This window comes from Candidatus Hydrogenedentota bacterium (assembly GCA_016791475.1).
In the GTDB taxonomy this organism is placed as follows: Bacteria; Hydrogenedentota; Hydrogenedentia; order Hydrogenedentales; family JAEUWI01; genus JAEUWI01.
This window is the reverse complement of record JAEUWI010000007.1, coordinates 65,159-90,381: the sequence shown is the minus strand read 5'-3', so window position 1 is coordinate 90,381 and position 25,223 is coordinate 65,159. Positions and strand designations below refer to the sequence as shown.

The window sequence follows — 25,223 nt, the reverse complement described above, 5'->3', positions numbered from 1 at the left end:
CCGGAAGCCGATCTTTTCTTGAATAAACGCGGTTCAGTCACTATGCTGAACCTTTCAAAAAGTGGCGCTTTGTGTCGAGGCGCCCGTTATCGACTGGAGAACATCCCATGCACAGGCTCCTTCTCGCCTTCGCCCTCGCCGCGACCGGCGCACTCGCGATTACCGTCAACGCCGCCGCGCCCCTGTTTCGCGGACCCTACCTGCAACAGGCCACGCCGGAAACCGTGGTGGTGGTCTGGCGCACCAACGCGGAGACAACGCCCGTGTTGCGCTATGGCGCCGCGCCGGATGCCCTGACCAGCGAGGTGAGCGGCGACGCCATTACGTTGCGGGTCTCGGTCGATGTGGATGCCCCCGCGGACGTGCTCCGGCTTTACGCGGAAAGTGCGGAGGAGGCCGCGAAGCGAAAGAAGACCGATGAGGATCCGTCCACGCCCGCCAACACCCGGCAGTATGAGGCCCATGTGACGGGCCTCTCGCCCGCCACGAAGTACTACTATGGCGTCTTCAATGGCGACACGCTTCTTGCGGGCGGCGACAGCGAGCATTACTTCCTTACCCACCCACCGCTGGGTTCGAAATCCAGCATGCGCCTGTGGGTCGTGGGTGATTCGGGAACGGGCGATCAGAACCAGGCGGACGTGCACACCGCGATGCGGAACTACATTGCCGAGACAAAGCGCCCGCTGGATCACTACCTGCACGTGGGCGATATGGCCTATGGCAAGGGCACGGACGGCCAGTTTCAGAGCAATTTCTTTGCGCCCTATGACGCCACACTGCGCAACACCGTTTGCTGGGCTTCGATGGGCAATCATGAGGGCGCCAGTTCTCGCGGCATCTCCGGCACCGGCCCCTACTACGATGCCTATGTCTGTCCCACGGCCGCCGAGGCGGGTGGCGTGGCTTCCGGCACCGAGGCCTACTATTCCTTCGACATTGCCGACGCCCACTTCATCTGCCTCGACTCCCATGATCTGGATCGCAGCCCCGACGCCGCCATGGCCCAGTGGCTGCGCGCGGATCTGGAGCAGGCCAAAGCCAAGTGGCTCATCGCCTTCTGGCATCATCCGCCCTACACGCTGGGCTCCCACGACAGCAACAAGGAGCAGCAGCTCATCGAAATGCGCGAGAATTTCATGCCCATCCTGGAGTCCGCCGGCGTCGACCTCGTGCTGACCGGCCACTCCCACATCTATGAACGGAGCATGCTTATCGACGGCGCATACCACACGCCGACGGTGGCGGAAAACGTGGTGCTGGACGATGGCGACGGTAATCCGGAGGGCGACGGAGCCTACCGCAAGAGCGAGGGCCTTCACCCCAACGAGGGCCACGTTTCCGTGGTGACGGGCAATGGCGGCGCGGATATGAGCCGTCGGGGCACCATGCCGGTGATGCGCGAGATCATTGTGGAGTATGGCTCGGTCATCGTCGATATCGATGGCGACACCCTGAAGGGCATCATGCTGAACAAGGATGGGGTGACCCGCGACCTCTTCAGCATCGTGAAAGAGGGCACGGTGACGCCGAAACGTATCGAAAAGCCCTGGCAGCCCAAAGACGATCTCTCCCTGATTACGCGTCACAACCTGAATTTCTCTGAAGACGCGGCGGGCGCCCCGCCCTCAGACTGGAAGGTCGTGGGGGGCGATGAAAAGGCGGCCGCGGTGATTGCCGGGGAAGACGGCAAGCGCAAACACCTGCAGGTTACCGCGGCGGATCAGGCTTCTATCGCTCTCTTTGAACCGCTGAAATGGAACGCCTTCGATTTTGAAACGCTGATCCGATTGCCCGAGCAGGGCGGCACCGCGGCCGGCCTGGTCTTCGGTTATGTGGACGAAAAGAACTATCTGAGCGCCATCTTCCACCAGGCCGACGGCGTAGTCCGCGTCAGCCAGGTGACCGGAGGGGTTGAAAAGGTATTGGCGGAGAAAAAGATGTCGTTGGAAGCCGGGAAGTGGCTCCAGCTCATCTGCGTCGTGGAAGGCAATACGCTGAAGATCGAGGGCCTGGATGATATGGAGATTCCGGTGGCGTTGAGTGCGGCACTGCCTGAATCGCGGATGGGCTATATCGTAGGGCCGAAGAGTAAGGCCGAGTTCCTGGCCTTCCAGATCAAGCGCTGATTCCATGCGTCGATGTGCCCTGGCCCTGCTCTGCGCCCTGGCGGTTACCCCCGCGTCGGCCCATGACAGCCCCGGCGACGTTATCCATGCCGTGAGCCACCGGATAGAACAGGAGGGCCCCACGGCGCGCCTGCTGGCCGCCCGGGCCTTCGAGTATCAGTCTCTGGGCCAGTGGAATGCCGCCATCATCGACTTCGACGGCGCGCTGGCATTGCAGCCCCGCTTCAGCGCCGCGCTCCAGGGCCTGGCCGAGGCCCACCTTCGTCTGGGCCATTGGACCGATGCGGAATCCGCCGCACAGCGCGCCATTGCCCTCTACGACGATGACGGACGACGCGCGCCGGGCCAGGCGCTGCTGGCTCAGGTGCTGGAAGCGCAGACGAAATGGCCCGAGGCGCTCGATGCGTGGCGCGAGGCGCTCAAGGCGCCCTATCCCGAAGTGGACTGGTTTCTGGGCGAGTCCCGCTGTTTGGGGCAACTCGGGCGCTATGACGATCAGGCCTCGGCCCTCGCGCTGGCCCGATCGCGCAACCCCAGTGTAGTGCTCCATCGCGCCTGGGTCCGCGCCATGGTGGATGGCGGTCAGCTCGACGCCGCACGGGCCGAGATCGAAGCCGGGCTGGAAAAAGCCCGCTGGCGCAGCTCGTGGCTCCTGCTCCGGGCGCGCATGTACGCAAAGCGGGGTGACACGGTGCACCAGCACGAGGACGCCCTGGCGGCGCTGGTTGAACTGCAGGGGCGCATCAACCCCGAGCGTCCCGACACGTGGCTGGTAACGGAGTGCGCCGTCGCCCTGGCCCTGGCCGGCGAAGAGACGCGGGCCCGTGAATATGAAACGCAGGCCCGCAACCTCGGGGCATCGGGTGCGGACCTGCTGGAAATCGATCTACTGCTGGGAGCGGGAACCGCTACTCCACCGTGATGGCGTAGGTCAGTTCGCGAAGGGACTGGGCGGATTCCGCCGAGGGCGCCTCCGCGCGAACGGTCACACTGTGCGTACCGGGACTCTCAAAAGCGCCCTTCCAGGAAGACGCCGTGCCCGCATCCGCGCCATCCAGCTTCCACGTGTAGCGCCCATAACCTTCGGGGCCCTTGAGCGTCTGGGTTACACCGGCCTTCACCGTGACGGCTATCGGGGGTTCCGCGACGACCGTGACCGTTCCCAGGGCAAGAGCCACCGTTTTTTCGCCCTCCTTCTCCACGTATGCCAGGTCATAAACACCCGTCTGCTCGAAGGGGTAGTTCAGCGAGCCACCGGGGGCTTCCACCGCCGCGCCGTTCACCATCCACGCCGCGGTGCGATCTGCCCGCACGTCCATCTTCATTTTGAGCGACTGGCCCACATAGTAGACCTCGGAGAGATTCAGGTCGATACGTTCCTGGCCCAGGGACTGACTGATGCCGAGCTGGGCCCGAATTTCATCCACCGTAACGCCCTGGCGCTTCGCGCGGGCTTCCAGTCCGGCGTCGGCAATATCCTGTAGCGCCGTCACGGGCACGCGCACTTCGCCCTGGCCCGTCTTGATCGCCAGATCATAGTGACCCAGCTCCAGCGCCTCGGTCGGGCGAATGGTCACCGCGCCGTCCTTCTTCTCGACCGTGATCATATGGTCGTAATCGTGGTTGTCCACGTAGAGCTTTACCGAGGTAATGCTCGCGGCCGGCACGGGGGTTCCCTCGTGGGTCACGCCGATCGTAACGACCTGATCGGCGGTCTTGATCTCGATCTGGGCGGGGTTCGCCTCAACCGCCGACGCGGCGGGCGCCAGGACAATTGCCAGGGCGAATACGATGCCCATCCGGCATTTGCCCTTCCAACCGGTGTTTCGCTGCAGGTTCATGGTGTCTCCTCCTATTTCAAGTTTGCCGTTGCCATGCAACGCCATAATCACTTTCCGGTCCCAAAGGTTCCCGTCACAACGGCCCCGGTGTGCCTCGCCGCACCAGCCCCGTAATGAGAGACACGAGGAAGAGCACCAGGAAGATGTAGAACAGGATCTGCGCGATCCCCGCCGTGGTGGCCGCGATGCCGCCAAAGCCCAGCACCGCCGCGACAATCGACACAATAAAGAATACAAGCGCCCAGTACAACATGGAGCTATCCTCCTTTCGGCTGATGGCGGACGTTATGTCCGCCTGCTCGTAAAGTGCATAGGTCGTGCCAACGCATTCAGCGCCGAAGTCGCACAATTCACAGGGCAAGTGTGTAGATTTCATACGCCGGGCGTATCAAAAGGTTCCGTATTGGTATTGCCACGCCTCTGATCGCGAAGAGGCATAGGACGCATAGGTCGAATACAACCGATTCATTCCATACGTCGTATTCGTCGAATCCGTCCTATCGACGTTTGCTGTCGCAGCGCGACATTGACACCCCCGGCATCGCCCGCTAGACTGTCTGTCAGTCATTTTCCAACGCGACCTCCACTGAAAAGGATCCCGAAGCCATGTCGAAGACCGGCTCCACCCCGAAGCGCAATCCAGGCACCTTGTCCCGGCGCACTTTCCTGCGCACTTCCGCGGTCGCGGGCGCCGCTGTCATCGGCGCACCGGCTATCGTGCGCGGACAAAACCTGAACGAAAAACTTAACATCGCCATCATCGGCGCGGGCGGCCGGGGCGGCGCGAACCTGGAGGGGGTCAGCTCCCAGAATATCGTGGCCCTGTGCGATGTGAATGCGGACAACCTCGCGGCGGCGGCGGCGAAGTATCCCAAGGCCCGCCAGATCGGCGATTTCCGGGAAGTGTATGATCACGCGAAGGAATTCGACGCGGTCGTCGTCAGCACCTGCGAGCACACCCACGCCTTCGCCACGCTCCCGGCGCTGCAATTGGGCAAACACGTTTATTGCGAGAAGCCGCTGACGCACAACATCTACGAAGCGCGGGTCATCCGCGAAGCGGCAAACAAAGCGAAAGTGGCCACGCAGATGGGCACCCAGATCCATGCGGGCGACAACTACCGCCGCGTGGTGGAGCTGGTGCAGTCCGGGACGATCGGAACGATCTCCGAAGTCCATGTGTGGGTCGGGCGCGCCTGGGGCTGGCATGAAAATGAAGAGGCCTTCAAGAAAGCACAGGACATCGTTTTCGTGCAGGATCGGCCCGCGAACGAGGATGTGATCCCCGCAGGGCTCAACTGGGATCTCTGGCTCGGACCGGCGCCCGCGCGGCCCTTCAACAATGTGTACTTCCCCGGACCGAAGTGGTACCGCTGGTGGGATTTCGGCAATGGTACCATGTCCGATCTGGGCAGCCACTGGATCGACCTGCCCTTCTGGGCGTTGAACCTGGATCACCCCCTGACCATCGAAGCAGCGGGTCCGCCAGTCAATGCGGAGATTGCACCCGCTTCCATGGAGGTGAAATACACCTACGGCGCGCGGGGCGATCGCGGACCGCTGGAACTGAGCTGGTACCAGGGCCTGAACCGCCCGAAACTCTGGAAAGAGGAAGCCATTCCCCAATGGGACAGCGGCTGCCTCTTCGTGGGCGACAAGGGCATGCTCCTGGCCGACTATGGCAAGCACATGCTCCTGCCGGAAGACACCTTCCAGGACTTCACGCCGCCGGAACCCTTCATCCCCGCATCCCTCGGCCACTACGAAGAGTGGATCCACGCCTGCAAGACCGGCGACCCAACGACCTGCAACTTCGAGTACGCCGGCTGGCTCACCGAAGCGAATCACCTGGGCAACGTGGCCTATCGCGTGGGCAAGAAGATCGAGTGGGACGCGGAGAACCTCGTGGCGAAGAACGTGCCCGAAGCCGCCCGCTTCATCCATCGGGAATATCGCAAGGGGTGGACGCTGGGCTGATCCGGCCGAATTATCTTTTTCGGGCGCGTACTCGGGTATCCGGTACGCGCCCCTTTTTTCTTGAGTCGAACCGGGCGGGAACACTGCGTCTATTTCAGTCCACGCGAAACGCTGCGCCCGCTCTCTCTATAGGTGTCCAGGAGGTTGGATAGCCGCTTCACAATATCCGGATGCTCGGCATACGCGTTTGTGGTCTCCCCAGGATCCTGCTCGAGATTGTAAAGCTGGCCGGGTGTTCCATCGTCGCCGCCGGGCGTCCAGCCGCCGCTGCCCTGGCCTTCAATGAGCTTCCACGGGCCCTGGCGAATGGCAAACATGCCCTGGATCGAATGGTGCACCGTCGCCTCCCGGATTGGCCCGGCGAGCACTTCGCCGCGCAATGCCGGCTCGATGTTGTAACTGTCCGGCGCGGCATCGTCGTGGAGGGGCGTACCCGTGATGGCGGCCAGGGTGGCCATCAGGTCCACGTGGCAAATGATTTCTTTCGAGGTCGCCCCCGCTGGAATTTTGCCCGGCCATTGCGCGATGAAGGGCACGCGGTGGCCGCCTTCCCAGATGTCCGCCTTCATGCCCCGATAAATGTGACTCGGGTTGTGGCCGTAGGCCAGCACGGAGCCTGGCTTTCCACTCATGTTTTCACCGTCGTTAGCGGGCGAACCATTGTCGCTCGTAAAAATCACAAGCGTATTCTCAAGCGCGCCCGCGACCTTAAGCGCCTCCATCACCCGGCCGACGACCCAGTCCGTTTCCACCACAAAATCGCCATAACGGTGCGCACCGCTCTTCCCGATGAATTCGGACGCGGGTGCCACGGGATTGTGGGGCGAAGTCAGTGACAGGTAGAGAAAGAAGGGTCTTCCCGCGCGCCGCTGAATCGTCGCCACGCTCGAAGGCTCTCTGATGTAAGTCACCGCCCGCTCCATCAACGCGGGCAGCACGCCAGCCAGATCCCAGCCCTTTACCATGGGACCTGGAGACCCAAACATGGCGGCCGGCTTCGGAATGTCCGGCACACCGAGTAAGGTATCGTTCTCGATGAAACAATAGGGTGGAAAGTTGGGGACATCGTCGCCAAAGTAGTAGTCAAAGCCCCGCGTTGTGGGGCCCTGGGCCACCGGTTTGACTAAATCGATGCTGTAGCCCAATGAAGCCCGAACGCCCTCATCCCACTTGCCCATGGGGATCGTATCGTTAGGGCGCGACCCGTCTTTCGTCGCCCAATCCCAACCCAGATGCCACTTGCCGATGCAGGCGGTGTCGTAACCCGCGTCCTTCAACATCCCCGGCAGCGTCTGCGTTCCCTTCGCGATGAGGGGACCATCCCACGCCCAGAGCACGCTGCTCTTCAGGGCGCTGCGCCAGGCATAGGCTCCCGTCAGCAGGGCATAGCGCGTGGGCGAACATACCGCGCTCGGCGAGTGGGCATCGGTAAAGCGGATGCCCGCCGCCGCCATCGCGTCGAGGTTGGGCGTGGGGATCTTAGACTGCGGGTTGTAACACGCCACGTCGCCATAGCCCAGATCGTCCGCGAGAATCACCACGATGTTGGGGCGATCCGATGCGGCGGCGACTGTAACAAGAAACATAAACACGGTGGCTAAACGAAGCAATGTCTTCATGATAGAAGCCCTTTCTACTGCGCGCACCTTCAACCACGAATGGACTTAGAGCCGCCGTTGGCCGCAACCAAAGATTTTTCCCACAGATTCACACAGATCTGCACAGATAAAGCAAGAATCATCCATCACCTTACCATCCGAACGGACCATTCTGGCATCTCCTCCTTTTATCTGCGCGGATCTGTGTTAATCTGTGGGAAAATATTCCTCTATGGGCCTTTGAAGGTACAGAAATTCTCGGGAAAGACTGCCTGTCGGATTCACGCTATTCAGCCTTTATCTTCAATGCTGAATGGGACTACGAAAAGGAATCAGCGATTCAATTTTCTCTGTCGCTGCCAGCGACTGCTCCACGATTGTCCGTGGAAAGAACTCTCCCCGCCACGGGTGCCGCCACTATCGTCCGCGACTTGCGTAGAATCCCGTAGAGCAATCCCGTGCCCGAGCGGTCAAAGGCGATGGCCTGCCCTTCGTTGGGAAAGGGGATCGTCTCGACGCAGCGCAGGACAGAACCGGCCTGAGGCAGTTCCATCGCGTACAGCTCCGCACGATCATGCCCGGTGATGTACAAGCGTCCCTCCGGCCCCCAGGAACCCCCAGAGGCGCTATGGGGCCTCAGCAGCGCAATAATTTCGGGCGGCAACACCCACGACTCGAGCGGGCGCCAGGTATCATCCATCTTCACAACGACCGTGTGCTCGGGGCCCTTGCCCGGCTCTCCGCCCTTCCCTTCGTAGTGTGCGAAGCAGGCCCACCAGAAGCCGTCATGCCAGTCCAGCCAGGTCAACGAACCGTAGAGCACGCCAAAGCTGTGGCTTTCGATGTGGGTCAGGGTCGACGTGTCCCAGATCTCCACGCTGCTGGTCATCGGGAGCGAGCCATAGTTCGAATGGGTGCAGATCAGCTTTCCATCCCGCACCAGGCCGCTGTTGAGATGCGCCAGGGGATGCGCCTCGTCCGCCTCCCATCCTGCCACCCGTTCTCCCGTGAACTTATCGTACTTCCCGATACGGTGATTGTCGATGGCGTAAACGTGGGTCCCGTCCACCGCCACCCCTTGCCGGGCCTCGGCGGCGGAAAACTCGCGCAGCGGCTCCTGACTGAGGGCATGCGATCCCATTGCAAGCGAAACCAGGACAACAACCCGCGCGCAATGCCACAGGGCGCTCACGGCAACGACACCGAATCATAGGCCGCGCCGGTACGATCGATGGCCTCCAGCTTCACGCCCGCGTTGCTCACGTCCACAATCCAGCAGTGGACCTCGCTCACCTCCATGGCGCTGTACCAGCGGAGTTCCCGATCCACATCGCGGCTCTCACGGCCCATGGCGCCGTCGCCGATGTACACGGTTCCGCTCTCGGCCACCTTATTGCCCTTGATGGGCTTTGTGCGCTTGGCCACGTGGTCGTGGTGCTCGAAGCCCACCCGGAGGCCGTATTGATCGAAGAGGGGCGCCCAGAGTTCACGCATTTGCGCGGCGACCTTGCCGTCGTAGTCGCCGAAGGCGGGATACATGGGCACGTGGTAGAAGGCAAACTTGTGGGGGATCGCCTTATACTTCTCCAACTCCGCCGCGAGCCAGGCGGTCTGTTCGCCCTCCACGGGGTTCAGATGGGCGCTGTCGAGGGCAATGAACACCATGTTTTCCCCAACCTGCCGGCTGAAGTAAGCCTTTTCACCCTGGCGGCCAAAAAGGGACAAGTACCACGGGGAGCGCAGCATGGGGTCGTCGTAGTGGGTCTTGTTCACCTCGTGGTTGCCGATGCAGGTAATGATGGGCACCAGGCCGCCATCGGTGCGGCGCATGTAGTTGAACCAGTTGTCCAGCCAGGAGTCCACGAGTTCGCCGTCACCGAGCATGCCGTTTTCATAGGCCAGATCGCCGCCGAGCAAGGCGAAATCGGGATCGCGCTGTGCAGCCAGCTTCAGGATGGTGCGGGCGCGGCCATCCGCGCCCATATCGCCGCCATTGACGAAACGCAGGGGCGCGTCGCCACCGGGGAGCGTCTTGAACTTCAATTCCCGGGAGTAGCCAAATTCCGATTCACCCGCCACGAAGGAGTAGAGCGTTCCTGGCGCCAGATCCTTCAGCGCGGCCACGTAGAGGGCGCGCCCGTCAGCGAGGGCCATGGGTGTGGGCACGTGAACCGCCTCGACATGGTTCGCGTAGGCATCGCGCGCTTCGTGGCGCGGCTCGGTGTCGTAGTAGACATGCATGACTTCGACGTCGCTTTCGACGATGATGTTGATATCGACGGAAGACTCGGGGTCATCGGAATAGGTGAGATAGATATGGCGGGGATCCGCCTGCGCGCCAAGGGTCACGACACCAAGAACGAAGAATACCGCTGACTGCATTACAAATTTAAGTCGCATGAAATGCTCCATTGCTTTGATTAACTTCCGTTCTCGATCTTGCCGCCCATCTGGTCCGCACCGCGCACCAGGTCGCGATTGTGCACCGCGAGTGTCGCCTGGATACTGGCAATCACGTCGGGGTGCTCCGCCGCCACGTCGAACTGTTCGCCGGGGTCGATTTCCACATTGTAGAGCAGGGGCGGATTGTGGGTCGTCACCGTGGCATCGCCGTAGTCGTTCCGGGTTTGAAAGTGGGCCTTGAACGGGCCCTGACGCACGGCGTAGACCGTAGTATCGCGATAGTAGAACATGGTCGCGCGCGGGCTCGGTCCCGTCCCTCGAAGCACGGGGCTCAGGTCGAAACTATCCAGCACGCGATCGGATGGCAACGTGGCCCCCGCCAGCGCGCCGGCGGTTGCAAGCAGATCGAGCGAAGATCCCATGTCCGTCACGACGCCGGGCGCGATCGTGCCGGGTTGCCAGAAGATAGCCGGCACCCGCATGCCCCCCTCATAGGTGCCGCCCTTGCCGCCGCGCAACAAGCCCGCCGACCCACCCTGCTGCTTGTAGGTCAGCCACGGGCCGTTGTCGGAGGTGAAAAGCACGAGGGTATTCTCCGCGATGCCCTCCGCACGCAGCGTGTCGAGCACTTGGCCCACGCTCCAGTCGATCTCCTCAATCACGTCGCCGTACAGGCCACGCTTGCTCTTACCTTCGAACTCGGAAGAACGAAAGAGCGGTATATGGGGAAGATTGTGGGCAAGGTACAGGAAGAAGGGTTTGTCCTTGTTCGCCTTGATGTAGGCCACAGCCTCTTCCGTGTAGCGTTTCGTGATCGTGGTCTGGTCGGCGGGACGCTCGATGATTTCCTCATTGCGCATCAGGGGTACGTTGAAGTATTCGCTCGTCGGACTCCCAAAGGCCTGCGCATGGGGTACGTTCTGATCCCGGTCCATGTCGTTGCTGTAGGGGATGCCGTAGTAGTAGTCGAATCCGTTGCGCGTGGGCAGGTATTGAGGCAGGTGGCCGAGGTGCCACTTGCCCACGCAGGCGGTGGCATAGCCCTGCGTCTTCAGCAATTCCGGGATCGTCACTTCCTCCGCCGGAATACCGCCGCTGGAGTTGGGAAAAAGAACCCGGCGCGTATCGTGGCACATGCCGCTGCGGATGGGCAGCCGGCCGGTCATCAATCCGGCCCGGCTCGGCGTGCACACGGGCGCGGCCACATAGAAACTGGTCCACTTCTGGCCCTCCGACGCCATGCGGTCCAGGTTCGGTGTCTGAATCGTGGGGTGACCAAAGGCACCCAGATCGCCGTAGCCCATGTCATCGCAGAAGATGACCACGATGTTGGGCTTGGCCATGGCGGAAGTACTCGCGAGTATAGCCAGAGTGGCACAGGCGAGCAAAGTAACTGGAATTCTGCGCATGCCGTTCCTTTCCTATAGGACGGATAAGACCGATAGGACGAATCGGTCGTATCCGTCCTATCAGTCAGCGGCCTTATCAGCCTTCATCCTTCACACTTTAACCTTCAATGCTCGTGTTCCAGTTTCGGGCGTTCGGGTCCCGCGTAGGGCGCGGCCCCCAGTTGCAAGCCGCGATGCGGCACCGTGGTCAGCGACACATCATTCGTCTGCGGCGGGGTGATCATCCCGTAGTAACGGCCCATCCAGTAGGCATCCAGCCAGCCGCCGGGATCGGCCACGACCGCGCCGCCGGAACCACCGTCCAGTTGCATGAAATCACCATCCCAGCGGTTCGGCTCGGTCTCGCGGGGCGAGAGGGGCTTGGGGCGCTCGGCGTACTCACGGTAGCCCTTGGGCGTGTAGAGGTCGTCGCGGTGTGAATTGCGGTAGCTGTAGCGGTGAAGATCGAGCGGCCAGTCGCGCAGGTGGGCCACGGCGCGGTCACCCTCGTTGTCATTGCCGGTGAGGGCGCCGTAGATGAAGTGGAACCACGGCACGGCCTCGATGCGCTTCACTTCCCAGGCGCGCTCGAGACTGCGTAGCCACAGGGCCTTCAGCTCGGGATCGGTCTCGTATTGCAGCAGCGAGTAATAGCTGTAGAAAGCCAGGCGATCATCGAAGTGGGTGAAGTAGCCGGGGTGAAAGGTGAGCTTCTGGCGCAGGATGTCGGGCTGATAGTTCCAGGCCAGCAATTGTTCCTTCGCCGCCTTGAACTTCGCGTCCCCGGTGAAGTGATAGGCCGTGGTCACATAGTTCATCGCGCCCATGCCGTTAAGACCCCGTGAATAATACCCGTAAGGCGTTTGGAGATACTCGGGGTCCCAGCGGGCCCAGCGGGTCGGCTTTCCGTCCACGTCGCGGAGCATGAATCCATTGTCCACGATGTGACCAATGACCCGCTGCAGGTGCTGTGTGGCCCACACCTTCTCTTCATCATTCGCAACGAGCTTGAGAAAGAGCATGGTCTCGTAGACCTGGGCGTCGGTTTCGTCGCTCGAGGTGTCGCCCTTCCACTCGAAGAGCCCGTCCTCCGTGCGGTGCCATTCCGCGGGCAGGCCGCCGGAGCCGTGCATGGCCTTCAGGGTGGGCTCGCCCACCGCGTAGATGGAGCGCGCGGGGAACCCGTCGATCGAGGTGATCTCCTCGCTCCACTTCACCGTCTTCATCATGTTGACGGCTTCGGCGCGGGCCGCCTCGCTGCCGGTCACCGCGTACTCGAAGCACTTCGCGGCCATATAATGGCTGCTGTAGCCCACGTCGTTGTCGCTGACTTCGCGGACCCACTGGCCGTCAATCAGGTTGAGGGAATGGACAAAGCCGAGACGCTTCTGGCCCCACTCTTCAAGCCAGCGCTCGTAATACGCGGCCTTCTTCGCCAGCGTGAAGGGTTCGTAGCTGATGATGCCGAGCCCGCCGTCCGTCGCGAGATAAACCGACTTATCGCTGGACGCGATGGCGTTTACCTGTTCGCCGGGCACCCAGCGCACCCCGGCAAAATACTGGTACTCGTCCTTGATATTGCGCATGGCGCCGCGGGTACTGCCTATCCAGAGATCGCGATCGAAGCCTTCCGAGAGACTCGTGGTGTCTTCATAGCACAGACCGTCCTCGCCCTGAATCGCATACCACGTCATGCCGCGCAGAACACCGAGGCCCTTGTCCGTCGCAACGACGAGACGGCTGCCCTGAGCGAGGAGATCGCGGATGACACAGCCGCGCTGGAGTGTGCCCCAGTCGAAAATATAACGGTAGGTGATTTCGCCGCCTTCCAGAAGGCCAACGCGCAGGCCATCGTGGACATAAATCGTGCCGGCGTAGGATGCGAGACCAAACAGCGGACCCGGAGCGGTGGCCAGCGGCGCGAGACCCGTTTCCGTCGCGGTGAACAGGGCCGGGCCAGACGCGGCTATGACGTTGCCGTTGTGCTCGCAAAGGTCGGACACGGCTTCCGTGGAAACCTTGGCCCAGGCTGCGCCATCGAAGCGCCAGAGACCGCCGGGTCCCGCTGCCCAGAGCGCGCCGCCGAGTGCTCTCAACCGCGAGAGCGCGCCCTCGGGCCCCGCGACCAATTCCAGGCCCTCGCCGGCAACCCGGGACACGCCAGAGGCCCCGCCCACATAGGCCGCGCCGCCATAGACCGCGACGGAACTCAAGGGCTCGGCCGAAGGGATCTGCCGGGACACTTCCTGCAGATAAACATCATCCGCGATGGGTTCCCATCGCGGATTCTCGAACTTCGCCAACTGGGCCGGAGCGGCCAGCGCCGAGATAAAGGCAAGACATAACGTGAGGGTGGTACGCATGCGCATTCAGGGAACTCCTTGGGAAGGCTTTGGACGTCGCCCCGTCGCCGTCCTTCGAAAGCCCGACGACGGCGCCGGGATGGTCAGTCTACCGAAGGCGCCGGGGCGGGGGCAAAGTCCCGCGATCACACCGGAGCCATGTCACTGATCCAGCAGTCGCCGCACGGCCCGCAGCAGTTCATCCCGTGAATAGGGCTTTTTCAGCAGGGCCAGACCGCTATCCAGCACGAAATTGGTGTGAATTGCGTTCTCGCTGTACCCGCTTGCAAAAAGTGCTTTCAGCGCCGGGTTCACTTTGAGCATTTCCTTGTAGGCCTCCCGCCCGCCCATGCCCGGCATTACCACATCAAGCAGGGTCAGGTGGATGTTCTCGTGGTGCTTCCGGAAGCATTGCAGCGCGTCCCGGCCGTCCACCGCCTCCAGCACGGTGTAGCCCGCGGCCTCCAATACCTGTCGGGTGAGTCCGCGCACCGCCTCATCGTCTTCCACCACCAGGATCGTCTCGTCGCCCCGGGGCACTTCCCCTTCAATTTTCGTGCCCACGTCTTCCGCCGCCCGCTCCGAATGGGGCAGGTACACCTTGAAGGTGGTGCCCTTGTCCACTTCGCTGTAGACCGTGATCATACCGTTGTGCTGCTTCACGATACCGTACACCATGGAGAGGCCGAGACCCGTGCCCTGGTTCATGCCCTTGGTGGTGAAGAAGGGCTCAAAAACCCGGCTCATGGTCTCCCGGTCCATACCGCATCCCGTATCCGTAATGCTGACGAGCACATAACGGCCTGGCTTGGCCCAGACGTGATCACGGCAGTACTCTTCGGTAATCAGCACGTTCTCCGTCTCAATATTCAGCCGCCCGCCGGTCGGCATGGCGTCGCGCGCGTTCACCGAGAGATTCATCAACACCTGTTCGATCATACCCCGGTCCGCATAGACCCGCCCCAGGCGCGGACTCGGGATCACGTCAAGCTGGATGTGCTCGCCGATCACCCGGCGCAGCATGCTGCCCATGTTGGAGATGACCTGGTTTACATCGAGATTGTCCGGCTCCATGACCTGGCGGCGGCTGAAGGCCAGCAACTGACCGGTCAACGCCGCGGCGCGCTCGCCCGCCAAGGCAATCTGGCCCAACTCCACCTGCACCGGCGCGTCGGGCGGGAGGGCGCTCTGGGCGATCTCGGTAAATCCATTGATGACGTGGAGAAGGTTATTGAAATCGTGGGCGATACCGCCCGCAAGCTGGCCCACCGCCTCCATTTTCTGCGACTGGAGCAACTGGGCCTCCAGGCTCTTGACGTGGCTCAGATCGATCACACTACCCACAAACGTGCGCTGCTCGGCGTCGCGCATCTCGCCCAGCGCGAGCCGGACTGGAAAAATCTCCCCGTTCTTCCGAAGCCCCTGCACCTCGCGAGATGAACCCAGGATCCGCTGGACGCCGGTCTTCAAGTAGGTCTCGATATAGGAATCATGGTGACCACGATCGGGTTCGGGCATGAGGATCGACACGTTGCGACCGACCATTTCTTCGGCGGAGTAACCGAACATCTGTTGCGCCGCGGGATTCGCCAGTTGGATAATACCCTTGCCGTCGATCACGATATTGCCGATAGGGATGCTCTCAAAGGCGGCCTGAAATCGCTCCTCCTCGCGCTTCTCACGGGAAATATCGATCATCGCCCCGACGAGCTTCATGGGGCGCCCGTTATCGCGTATGACGCTTACAATGTCGCGAAGCCAGACCACCCGCCCGTCGGCGGCCACCATGCGATACTCAAAGGTGTGCTCGTTCCCCTCACATATTGCCGACTGGCAGAAGTTCACCGCCCACTCCCGATCCGCGGGGTGAATGTGGCGGGGCCAGAACTCGGGGTCGCCAATCCACTCTTCGGCCGGGTAACCGAGCACTTTTTCCGCCTCCTGATTTACGAAAGTAAAGGCGAAGGTCTCCGGATCGCCCTCCCACAGGATGGCCGAAGTGGATTCCACCAGCGTGCGGTAACGCTCCTGCTGGGCGTGAATGCGCGCTTCGTTCTCTTTTTCCTCCGTGGTTTCATAGGTGATCATCTGTACCCAGTTGTACTGCCCGCCGTCATCCTCCAGAGGCTCGAGAAAAGTCTGGAACCAGCGCTGGACCCCGCCGATCAGGAGCCGGTCCTCATATTCGCCCCCGACCCGCGACGCCAGCACCCCGCCGATGCGTTCTCTTAGCAGGGCGTGAAAATCCGGGACAAACTCCTCCAGCGTGCGCCCGGCCAGCTCGGCGGCGGGCACCCGAAACAGCCGCGCGGCCACCTGGTTCACCAGGATAAACCGCACGTCGCAATCGAATACCATGATGGCGTGGGAAACTCCCTCGAAGAGCTTTTCGAAACGCCGCTGGAGCAACGCCCGGCCCGAAACGTCCTGCACGATGGCCACGAACGCGGGCTGCTCGTTAAAGGGCTGCAACTGGACGATCGACTCCACGTCGTAGACCCCGCCATCTTTGCGCACATGTTGGAACTCGTGCTGGATATAGAGGGCCTCGCCCTGGCGCAACGATTCCAGGGCAAATTCCAACTGGTGGCGGCGCGACTCCGGCACGAGGTCGTAGGCGGTCCTGGAAAGCAGCTCCGCTACGCTGTAGCCCGTATTTCGCGCGGCGGAGCGGTTGACCGACAGGATTCTAAGATCATCGGTACGGAATACGTAGACCTCGCTGGGCGAATCATCCACGATGCGCGCCAGATCCGCTTCGTGGGTCTGGATCGCTTTCTGCGCGCCGATATCGGTGTGCTGGCCCAGCATACGAACCGCACGCTGGTCCGGACCCCATTCCACCACGCGCCCGGTGCTCCGGATCCAACGGTACTGCCCATCGCGCAGGCCGCGCATGCGAAACTCGACACTATAGAGCGGTCGCTCTCTGCGCAGTACTTCCTTGATCATGCCCCGTACCTTGCCCACTTCCTCCGGATGCACCCGCTCCAGCAGCGATTCCGCCGGAAGGGGATCGCCGGGGGGATCGTCGCCCAGCATGGTATGGTATTGGGCATTGGTGACGATAATCTTGCCGGGGATATCCCAATCCCACACACCGGCATTGGCGGATTCCAGCGCCAGTTCCAGGCGCTGGGCCACCATCTCCCGCTCCGCCACTTCGCTCGTCGCCTCCCGGAGCAGGCGGGAGACGTCGCCGATCTGGTCGGGCAGAGAATCCAGGAAAAGCCCCAGGCGCTCGCCCCGCCCAAAGGCCCGGGCGTCCACCGCGAGGCGCTGGAGACGGCGCGTGACCAGCCAGTACACGACAAATTGCACCGGCAAAACCATGATCCCGAAGAGCACAAACAGCAGGATCGCAAACTGCCGGGTGGATTCGAGCATGGGGGTGACGAGCGGCTCCAGATTCCAGCGCGCATAGAGCAACCCCTGATTGGGACTGTACGACGCGGGAAATGCGATGCTCGCAATGGCCTCCACTTCATTCCGGCCCTTCTCACGACGGACTTCCGGCGGGAATGTCGTGCCCAGCCGAGACCGGAGTTGATCGAAAGGCGCGTCGGCGGCCATCGGCTGGCCCGCCAGGGCCCCGTCGGACGCGGCAAGCACGAGACCCGCGGGGTCAACAAGAATCATGAGCTCGATTCCCGGCATCTCCGCACTCGCAGAGGCCAGGCCCCGGGCATCGTCCACCTCGCCCGTGCGCATGGCCGATTCCATCACCCGCACATCGCGCCCGAAGCTCCCGCGAATCGCGTCGACCGCGGCCAGCCGCGCGCCCTCTTCTTCCCCGGGGCGCGCAACGAATACCTCGATTGCCACCACGGCGGAATATAACAGCAGCGCTGCAATCCAGGGCAAGTGGACAAGTCCGCGACCCAGCATGTATTTCGCCCTCCTTTGCCTGCTACGGCCCGGGCATGGGCTGCGAGGTAGTGTCTTATCCGGTGTTCCGGTGGCGCACCGTGCCCCGATGCCGCCTGCGCGGACAACATGCGGCGTGACGCGCAATGGGACGGGATGCTGGCTGAACCGGGTACCGCAATGTGGCGACGACCGTACTTCAACCAATACACCACGGCCGCCTTTGATCATTCTGGTCAATATTATGCCACATTATCAAATGAAATATGTGTAAATAGTGTAATTCAAAACTCCGGGCGGAATTTGCCCGTCGGACAGACCCCGATTCCTCCGCTCCGCCTCATCATTACCATTTGCAGGATTTTTGCCGCCTGGAGTACACTGGTAAAGGACCCCCTATCTATCGAGTGATTGCAGGAGACTGGCATGCCACCCCATTTTACCCTCCGTCGATTTCTGGGCACGGGCGCGACCGCCCTGGTGCTGCAACTGATTGCGGCTCCGATATTCGCCGAGTCCGCCCTCACGTTCAACCGCGATGTGGGCCCGATCATTTCCGAAAAGTGCTATTCTTGCCACGGGCCGGATGAAAAGACCCGCAAGATGGGCCTGCGCCTGGATGACAAGGCGGGACTCTTCGGCAACACCAAGGATGGCCAGCCGATCGTGGCGCCGGGCAACCCGGATGGCAGCGAACTGCTGAAGCGGATCATTCACAGCGATCCCGAAGAGCGCATGCCACCCGCTGGCTCCAATCTTGAGCTTACCCAGAAGGAAATCGATACGCTTCGCGCCTGGATCGCCCAGGGCGCGCCCTGGCAGGGCCACTGGTCGTTCGAAGCACCGGTGAAAACGGAGCCGCCCGCGGTGTCGGACCCCGCCTGGCCCCGCAATGAAATAGACCACTTCATTCTTGCGCGCCTCGACGCCGCCGGTCTGAAGCCTTCCCCGGAAGCGCCGAAAGAGACCCTCATCCGCCGCGTCTCGCTGGACATTACCGGCCTGCCGCCCACGCCGGAGGAAGTGGACGCCTTTCTGGCCGACACCGGCGAGGGCGCTTATGAGCGGCTGGTGGACCGGCTGCTGGCCTCGCCCCACTATGGCGAGCGCATGGCCACCCCCTGGCTCGACGCCGCGCGCTACGCCGACACCAACGGGTACCAGCGCGATACCAAGCGCGATATGTGGCACTGGCGCGATTGGGCCATCAAGGCCTTTAACGACAACATGCCCTTTGACCAGTTCACCATCGAGCAGCTCGCGGGAGACCTGCTCCCGAATCCGACGCTTTCGCAGAAGATCGCCACGGGTTTCAACCGCAATCACCGAATTAACGGCGAAGGCGGCATCATCCCGGAGGAGTATGCGGTGGAATACGTCGTGGACCGCGTGGACACCACCAGCACGACCTGGATGGGCATGACCATGGGCTGCGCCCGCTGCCACGAACACAAGTTCGACCCCTTCACCCAGAAGGAATTCTACGAGCTCTACGCCTTCTTCAACCAAGTCCCCGAGGAAGGCAAAGGGCGCGAACAGGGCAACGACAAGCCCTTCATCGCCGTGCCCACGCCGGAACAGGAAGCCCGGCGCGCCGAGGTGGACGAGAAGATCGCCGTCCTGGAAAAACAGCTCTTTGCACCGGATGAACGGCTGGATGCGGAGCAGACGCGTTGGGAGCAGGGCCTCGTGACCCGCTTCAGTGAGAGCGCCTGGAAACCCCTGGGCGCGGCGACGCTGAAGTCGCTCAATGGCGCCCAGCTCACCCGGAGCGAAGATCAGATCATCACGGCGGGCGGGCCGAACCCGGATCACGAAACCTATGAGATTTCTTTCCAGGCCGAAGGCCCCCTGAAGTCCTTCAAACTGGAGATGTTCACCGATCCGTCCCTGCCGGAAAGCGGCCCAGGTCGTTCCGCCAATGGCAATGTGGTCATTTCCGAGTTTGAAGTGGAGCGTACCGCCGCCGGTGGGACACCGGAGAAGCTGACGGTCGCCACCGCCCTCGCCGATTTCGCTCAGGAGCGCGACGACTATCAGGTCATCTCCGCGATCGACGGGAACGAAGCAACCGGATGGACCACGGGCGCCCATGTGCGCCGGGAGAATCGTACCGGTATCTTCGTCCTGGGCGATGGGGCGACCATCGCACCGGGCGATCGGGTGACGGTCCGCATCAAGCAGAATTCCGAAAACGCCCAGCATGCCATGGGCCGCTTCGCCCTGTCGATCTCCGAATCCGCCGCGATCACGAAATGGGCCAATCCCGAATTCAGCCCCTGGCTCCATGCGGGGCCCTTTCCCCTCGAAGGCAATGAGCGGGTTGAGGTGGCCAATCGCGTTCTTCCGCCGGAAGAGGGGCCTTTCGATCTCAATCAGGAATTTGGCCCGGAAAAATTGCGCTGGAAGGAAATGCCGGATTGGATTGACGGCACCGTCAACCAGTTTGCCCAGACGGGCCAGGCGGCCAACTATATCCGCCGGACGGTCCGGGTCCATGTGCCGAGCGCCATGTCGATTTCCCTGGGCAGCAACGACGCACTGAAGATCTGGGTCGACGGTGAAGTGAAATACAATTTCACCGAAGGGCGCATCACCGCACCGGACACGGATCGCCTCGATCTCTTCCTTACGGAAGGGGAACACGAGATCGTGATGAAAGTCGTCAATTTCGGCGGCGGTACCGGCTTCTATTTCCGCCGCATCAACGATCATGGCAAGGCGCTGCTCGCCATGATGAAGACGCTCGAAACGCCAATCGCCCAGCGGAGCGCGGAGGGCCTGCGGGATTTGCAACAGCGTTTCCGCGGCCAGGATCCCCTTTGGGTCGCGAATAACAAGGAAATCACCAGTCTCCGCCTGGCGCGGACGGAACTGGAGAAGTCCATCGTCACCACCATGATCATGGAGGACATGGCGGAGAAGCGGGATACCTACCTGCTCAAGCGCGGCGTCTACGATCAACCCGACACCAGTGAGAAACTCCAACCCAGCGTGCCCGCACGGCTCGGCGAGATGGATCCATCCCTCCCGAAGAATCGCCTGGGTTTCGCACAATGGCTCGTGTCGCCCCAGCACCCCCTGACCGCCCGCGTGCGGGTAAATCTTTACTGGCAAATGTATTTCGGCAAGGGCATCGTCAAGACCAGCGAAGATTTCGGCACCCAGGGCGTGCCCCCGACCCATCCCGAATTGCTGGACTGGCTCGCCCTTCGCTTCATCGAGTCCGGGTGGGACGTGAAGGCCATGCAAAAACTCATCGTCACCAGCGCGACCTATCGGCAGAGCTCCGTGGTCGTGCCGGAGGCTCGGGAGAAGGATCCGGAGAACCTGCTCCTCGCCCGGGCGCCCCGCTTCCGCCTGCCCGCGGAAATGGTGCGGGATCAGGCCCTTAAAGTGAGCGGGCTGCTCAGCCCGACCCTGGGCGGACCGTCGGTTAAGCCTTACCAGCCCGACGATCTCTGGTCGGCCTTCACCTTCCAGAACAACGATGAATACGACACCAATTACTACGAACCGGACACCGGCGAAAACCTGTACCGCCGCGGCCTCTACACCTACTGGAAGCGAACCATTTCTCCGCCGCAGATGCAGATCTTTAACGCGCCCGGCCGCGAGCAATGTTCCCTGCGTCAGGAGGCGACAAACACGCCCATGCAGGCGCTGCTGACCCTGAACGACCCGACCTTCATCGAGGCGTCCCGCCATCTGGCCCAGCGCATGATCCGGGAAGGGGGCACGCGCGCCGCGGATCGAATCCGCTACGGTTACAAGCTGGCCCTGGCCCACGAACCGGATGCCGAAAGGCAGCAGATCCTCCTGGGTGGGCTCAGCGACTATCAGTCTCATTTCATCAGCCGCCGCGAAGACGCACAAGCCCTCATCGCCGTGGGCGACTCCGAGCCGGACGCCGCCATGGCGGACTCCGAACTGGCCGCCTACACCATGCTCGCGTCGGTCATGCTTAATCTCGACGAACTCATTACCCGGGAGTAGTTTTCATCATGGATCCCATACTCGAACAGAAACTGCACATCAACCGCAGACAATTCTTCGGGCGCTGCGCCACGGGCATCGGCACGGCCGCACTGGCGTCCCTCGTGAACCCAAATGTCTTCGCGTCCAGCGCGCCCAATCCCATGGCGCCCAAACCGCCCCACTTCGCGCCCAAAGCCAAGCGCGTAATCTACCTCTTCCAGTCGGGGGCGCCCTCCCAGTTGGAGACCTTCGATTACAAGCCCGCCATGAAGGCCCTCTTCGACACGGACCTGCCGGATTCCATCCGCATGGGGCAGCGCCTCACGGGAATGACCTCGGGCCAGGCCCGTTTCCCCGTGGCGCCGACCATCTTCAAGTTCGCCCAGCACGGCCAGAGCGGCGCCTGGATCTCGGAACTCCTGCCCCACATCGCCGGTCTGGCGGACGATCTGTGCATCGTGAAAACGATGCACACCGAGGCCATCAACCACGACCCGGCCATGACCTTCTTTCAGACGGGCTTCCAGATTGCCGGCCGACCCAGCATGGGCTCCTGGATCTCCTACGGGCTCGGCTCCGCCAACGAAGACCTCCCCGCCTTCGTGGCCCTCAGCTCCCGCGGCACGGGGCGGCCCAGTTGCCAGCCCCTTTATGATCGACTCTGGGGCGCGGGCTTCCTCCCCTCCGTCTACCAGGGCGTGAAGTTTCGCGGCACGGGCGATCCGGTCCTCTACCTCTCCGACCCCCCCGGCGTGGACAAGGACATCCGGCGCAAGATGCTGGACGACATCGCCGCCCTGAACCATCAGACCCATTCGGAATACCAGGATCCGGAAATTGTTACGCGTATTGAACAATACGAACTGGCCTACCGCATGCAGACCTCGGTGCCCGAACTTACGGACCTCTCCGATGAGCCCGAGAGCACCTTTGCCATGTATGGTCCCGATTCGCAAAAGCGCGGCACCTACGCCTCCAACTGCCTGCTGGCCCGACGCCTGGCTGAGCGCGGTGTCCGCTTCATCCAGCTTTATCACATGGGCTGGGACCAGCACACTTCCCTGCCGAAGGAAATCCCGAATCAGGCCCGCGACGTGGATCAGCCCACCGCCGCCCTCATCATGGATCTGAAGCAGCGCGGCATGCTCGACGACACCCTGGTCATCTGGGGTGGTGAATTCGGCCGCACCATTTACAGCCAGGGCACCCTCACGGCGGATGACTATGGACGCGACCACCACCCGAAGAACTTCTGTATCTTCATGGCGGGCGGCGGCATCAGGCCGGGCTACGTCCACGGCGAGACCGACGACTTCTCTTACAACATCGTGCGGGATCCCTTTCACGTTCATGACCTCCAGGCCACCATCCTGAATCAGATGGGACTGAACCATGAGCGACTGGTGTACAAGTATCAGGGCCGATACTTCCGCCTGACCGACGTCCACGGCAAGGTGAATCCCGCGCTGCTGGCGTAAACGCGCGGGGATGCGGGTACGTATTTCAAAGTTTATCGCCCCCTGTCCTTGACGATTCTCGGAAGGACAGGGGGCGTTTCTGTGTGTGGGGGTCAGATCAATTTCAAGGCTGCGGGAAGGCCCACCCGTTACGGATTCCCGCTGTTCAGTCCTGGAGTGGCTTCAGCCTCACCCAACTGGATGATCCAATCCTCAATCAGGCTGAGGAAGAAGGGATCCTGCTCGGGTAGCCCCCCCTCCGCCAGAGGCATCCGCTGGCGACCGCCGATACCCAGCAATCGCAGGTAGAGCTCCGATTGATCCGGGCGACCGGGGGTAATCAGGGGAAATCCATCGGTGGATGGCCCGCGCTTGGAGGATTGTCCCAGCGCTTCAACCAGTTCCCCGGTCGTGTAGTCGCGGTTGGGATCGAGCTTGAATGCCGCCACGCGCGCATCGGCTATGGGCGAGAAGTTGTGGCAGGACACGCAATTGTTGCGGAAAACGGCCAGAAGCTGCCTCGTCTTGGCTTCCATCAACTCCGACTTGTCCGCGTGGAGCGCATTCGCCGGGCGCAGCAGCACACGGGCGCGCTGCTCGTCACGAACGGCTGCTTCCTCCCGCGCCAGCACCGGCGCAAAGGAATCCGCATCGAAGAGCCCCTGCTCGATGAAGTTCTGAATCGAGCGGGTCGTCAGGTTCCGGGGGTGAAGTCCGAAGGCGATGGTGCGTTCGCCGTCCGCCTCGTCGTACGCAGCCGCGGCCCCGTTGTGGCAACGTGTACACGCCGTACGGCCCGGAAACACGTAGGGGAACTCCCCGCCCGTGTTGTCATAAAAGGTCACCTGCGTCGGCGCGGATTTCGCCACCGTAGGCATCCACTCGTCCGGACGGAAGAAGTACGCCGAGGATTCGGGGGTCCACAGGAAGCTCACGATGTCCTGAAGGTTTCCCGACACGCCATCGGCCCCTTCGGGAAGGTAGTGCGCGGTGTATAGCCGCCAATCGCCCCTCCCTGCCAGTTTCCGAAGAACCCGCCGCTCGATAAGCTGCGAACCCTGGCTCGTCTCCATGTAGAATTCCTTCCACCACATGGCGCCTTCGGGGACCTCAATATGGTCCACCGCCACACCGTCCTCTATGAACTTTTCAAAGGTGATGCGACTCGCCTCCGGCACCCAGAGCCACCGCTTCTTGACGGGAACGGTTCGTCCATTCCGAAGGGGTTCGCGCACCTCATAGGGAAGTGCGTCCCGGGGCGGTGGTGGAAGGTAACGGTCCAGTTGGGACGGATGGATATCCGCCCCGCGTTCCGCGTAACCTTCGGCCGCTTCGAAAGCACGGATGCGCTGCCGGGCCAGTTCGGCGTTTTCCGCCGATGCGGAAGTTCCGATACAACACGCAATGGCGGCGCCGGCGGCCAGCAATGTCGAAAGGGAGAAATTGTTGGAATACATCTTATTTTCCTTGAGGTAAAGACTAGACTCACTGCTGCCCCCCGCCTGTGCGCTCAGCCGGCGCGCCGTATCGGACGCCGTCGGGACACGACGATTCACGGGCACCCGGCCAAGGCGCAATGACGGGGGTATTCACCACTACTTCCGCACGGGGCCAGTCGCCTGGTTCCATCTCGACCGCAAGGCGGACGATGTGATGCAGGCGCGGTGCTCGGGCGGAGTTCAGGCCGGGAAAGCGGGTGGCGCCCGTGAGGGGCCCGTAGGGTACGGGGCGAAGGACCGCGCGTGCTGAATGCGCGGGGCGGGTATATCCTGCGAGATCGGCGTTGCGGCGAGATCGCGCCAGAAATAAGGGGAAAAATCGGTGCAGGCCTTGGCCAGATTGCAGAACGCGCAATGCCTGGAGGGAGCGCGCGGCGTGTCTTCTCGCGAAGCGGGTGTGGGAGATTTGGCTCTTCCCGCGCAGCAGGAACGAAGTCCCGAGATTCGCGCCGTGCACGGGCCCGATTCCACTTCCGAAGGTTGCCCCGCCTCCCGAAGGGTAAGACAAATGCCGGGCACAAGCCCACGGGCCGACGCGAGAAGCAAAAAGAACACCAGGGTCACGGCAAGAGCGCGCGACCAGAACGTACGCTTTCGGTCAGGCTGCAACATGAACTGAACTTCCCTGGCGGGAAGTACGATGCTTCCTCGCCAAGCCCTTCAGTATAGCGTAGCAACGTTGTGGCGTCCAAATAAGCGAATCGCGCCATCCAGAATATCGCCGGTAAACCGTCCATCCCGCCT

At 62.2% G+C, this 25,223-nt stretch carries 14 protein-coding genes; 5 read left to right on the top strand and 9 right to left on the bottom strand.

The genetic code is table 11. From position 1 onward, the window contains the following. Positions 1–107: 107 nt before the first annotated feature. Together JNK74_05500 and JNK74_05495 are read left to right on the top strand one after the other, a co-directional pair. Positions 108–2,129, top strand: a complete 2,022-nt coding sequence (locus tag JNK74_05500) for a metallophosphoesterase family protein (protein ID MBL7645630.1) — start codon at positions 108–110, stop codon at positions 2,127–2,129. Positions 2,130–2,133: 4 nt separating this feature from the next. Next, positions 2,134–3,051: a tetratricopeptide repeat protein gene (locus JNK74_05495; GenBank protein MBL7645629.1), complete on the top strand. Its 918-nt coding sequence runs from the start codon at positions 2,134–2,136 to the stop codon at positions 3,049–3,051. On the opposite strand, the gene JNK74_05490 is transcribed toward JNK74_05495, so the two are convergent. After that, the gene (locus JNK74_05490) at positions 3,038–3,970 is read right to left on the bottom strand and encodes a hypothetical protein (GenBank protein ID MBL7645628.1); all 933 of its coding nucleotides are present in this window, start codon (positions 3,968–3,970) and stop codon (positions 3,038–3,040) included. The genes JNK74_05495 and JNK74_05490 overlap by 14 nt on opposite strands. Before the next feature lie 73 nt (positions 3,971–4,043). Next, the gene (locus JNK74_05485; GenBank protein ID MBL7645627.1) at positions 4,044–4,223 is read right to left on the bottom strand and encodes a DUF1328 domain-containing protein; all 180 of its coding nucleotides are present in this window, start codon (positions 4,221–4,223) and stop codon (positions 4,044–4,046) included. Positions 4,224–4,576: 353 nt separating this feature from the next. Here JNK74_05485 and JNK74_05480 point away from each other — a divergent pair, with 353 nt between their 5' ends. Next, positions 4,577–5,947, top strand: coding sequence for a Gfo/Idh/MocA family oxidoreductase (locus JNK74_05480; GenBank protein ID MBL7645626.1), 1,371 nt, complete (start codon positions 4,577–4,579; stop codon positions 5,945–5,947). Positions 5,948–6,036: 89 nt separating this feature from the next. On the opposite strand, the gene JNK74_05475 is transcribed toward JNK74_05480, so the two are convergent. From JNK74_05475 to JNK74_05450, 6 genes are all read right to left on the bottom strand, one after another. Beyond that, complete coding sequence (locus JNK74_05475; protein MBL7645625.1) at positions 6,037–7,566, bottom strand: arylsulfatase; 1,530 nt, start codon at positions 7,564–7,566, stop codon at positions 6,037–6,039. A gap of 319 nt (positions 7,567–7,885) precedes the next feature. Next, the gene (locus JNK74_05470; protein ID MBL7645624.1) at positions 7,886–8,686 is read right to left on the bottom strand and encodes a hypothetical protein; all 801 of its coding nucleotides are present in this window, start codon (positions 8,684–8,686) and stop codon (positions 7,886–7,888) included. A gap of 47 nt (positions 8,687–8,733) precedes the next feature. After that, positions 8,734–9,945, bottom strand: a complete 1,212-nt coding sequence (locus tag JNK74_05465) for a metallophosphoesterase family protein (protein ID MBL7645623.1) — start codon at positions 9,943–9,945, stop codon at positions 8,734–8,736. A gap of 20 nt (positions 9,946–9,965) precedes the next feature. Beyond that, complete coding sequence (locus tag JNK74_05460; protein MBL7645622.1) at positions 9,966–11,357, bottom strand: sulfatase; 1,392 nt, start codon at positions 11,355–11,357, stop codon at positions 9,966–9,968. Positions 11,358–11,461: 104 nt separating this feature from the next. Next, on the bottom strand, positions 11,462–13,705 hold the full coding sequence (locus tag JNK74_05455; protein ID MBL7645621.1) for a hypothetical protein: 2,244 nt from the start codon (positions 13,703–13,705) through the stop codon (positions 11,462–11,464). A gap of 135 nt (positions 13,706–13,840) precedes the next feature. Continuing rightward, on the bottom strand, positions 13,841–17,566 hold the full coding sequence (locus JNK74_05450; GenBank protein ID MBL7645620.1) for a PAS domain S-box protein: 3,726 nt from the start codon (positions 17,564–17,566) through the stop codon (positions 13,841–13,843). Between the two features lie 405 nt (positions 17,567–17,971). On the opposite strand from JNK74_05450, the gene JNK74_05445 reads away from it, so the two are divergent. Together JNK74_05445 and JNK74_05440 are read left to right on the top strand one after the other, a co-directional pair. Further along, the gene (locus JNK74_05445) at positions 17,972–21,541 is read left to right on the top strand and encodes a PSD1 domain-containing protein (GenBank protein MBL7645619.1); all 3,570 of its coding nucleotides are present in this window, start codon (positions 17,972–17,974) and stop codon (positions 21,539–21,541) included. A gap of 8 nt (positions 21,542–21,549) precedes the next feature. Continuing rightward, positions 21,550–23,001 carry a DUF1501 domain-containing protein gene (locus JNK74_05440; protein MBL7645618.1) on the top strand — a complete coding sequence of 484 codons (1,452 nt, stop codon included), beginning with the start codon at positions 21,550–21,552 and terminating at the stop codon, positions 22,999–23,001. Positions 23,002–23,129: 128 nt separating this feature from the next. Here the strand turns inward: JNK74_05440 and JNK74_05435 are convergent, their stop codons facing one another. Beyond that, on the bottom strand, positions 23,130–24,437 hold the full coding sequence (locus tag JNK74_05435; GenBank protein ID MBL7645617.1) for a hypothetical protein: 1,308 nt from the start codon (positions 24,435–24,437) through the stop codon (positions 23,130–23,132). Between the last annotated feature and the right edge of the window lie 786 nt (positions 24,438–25,223).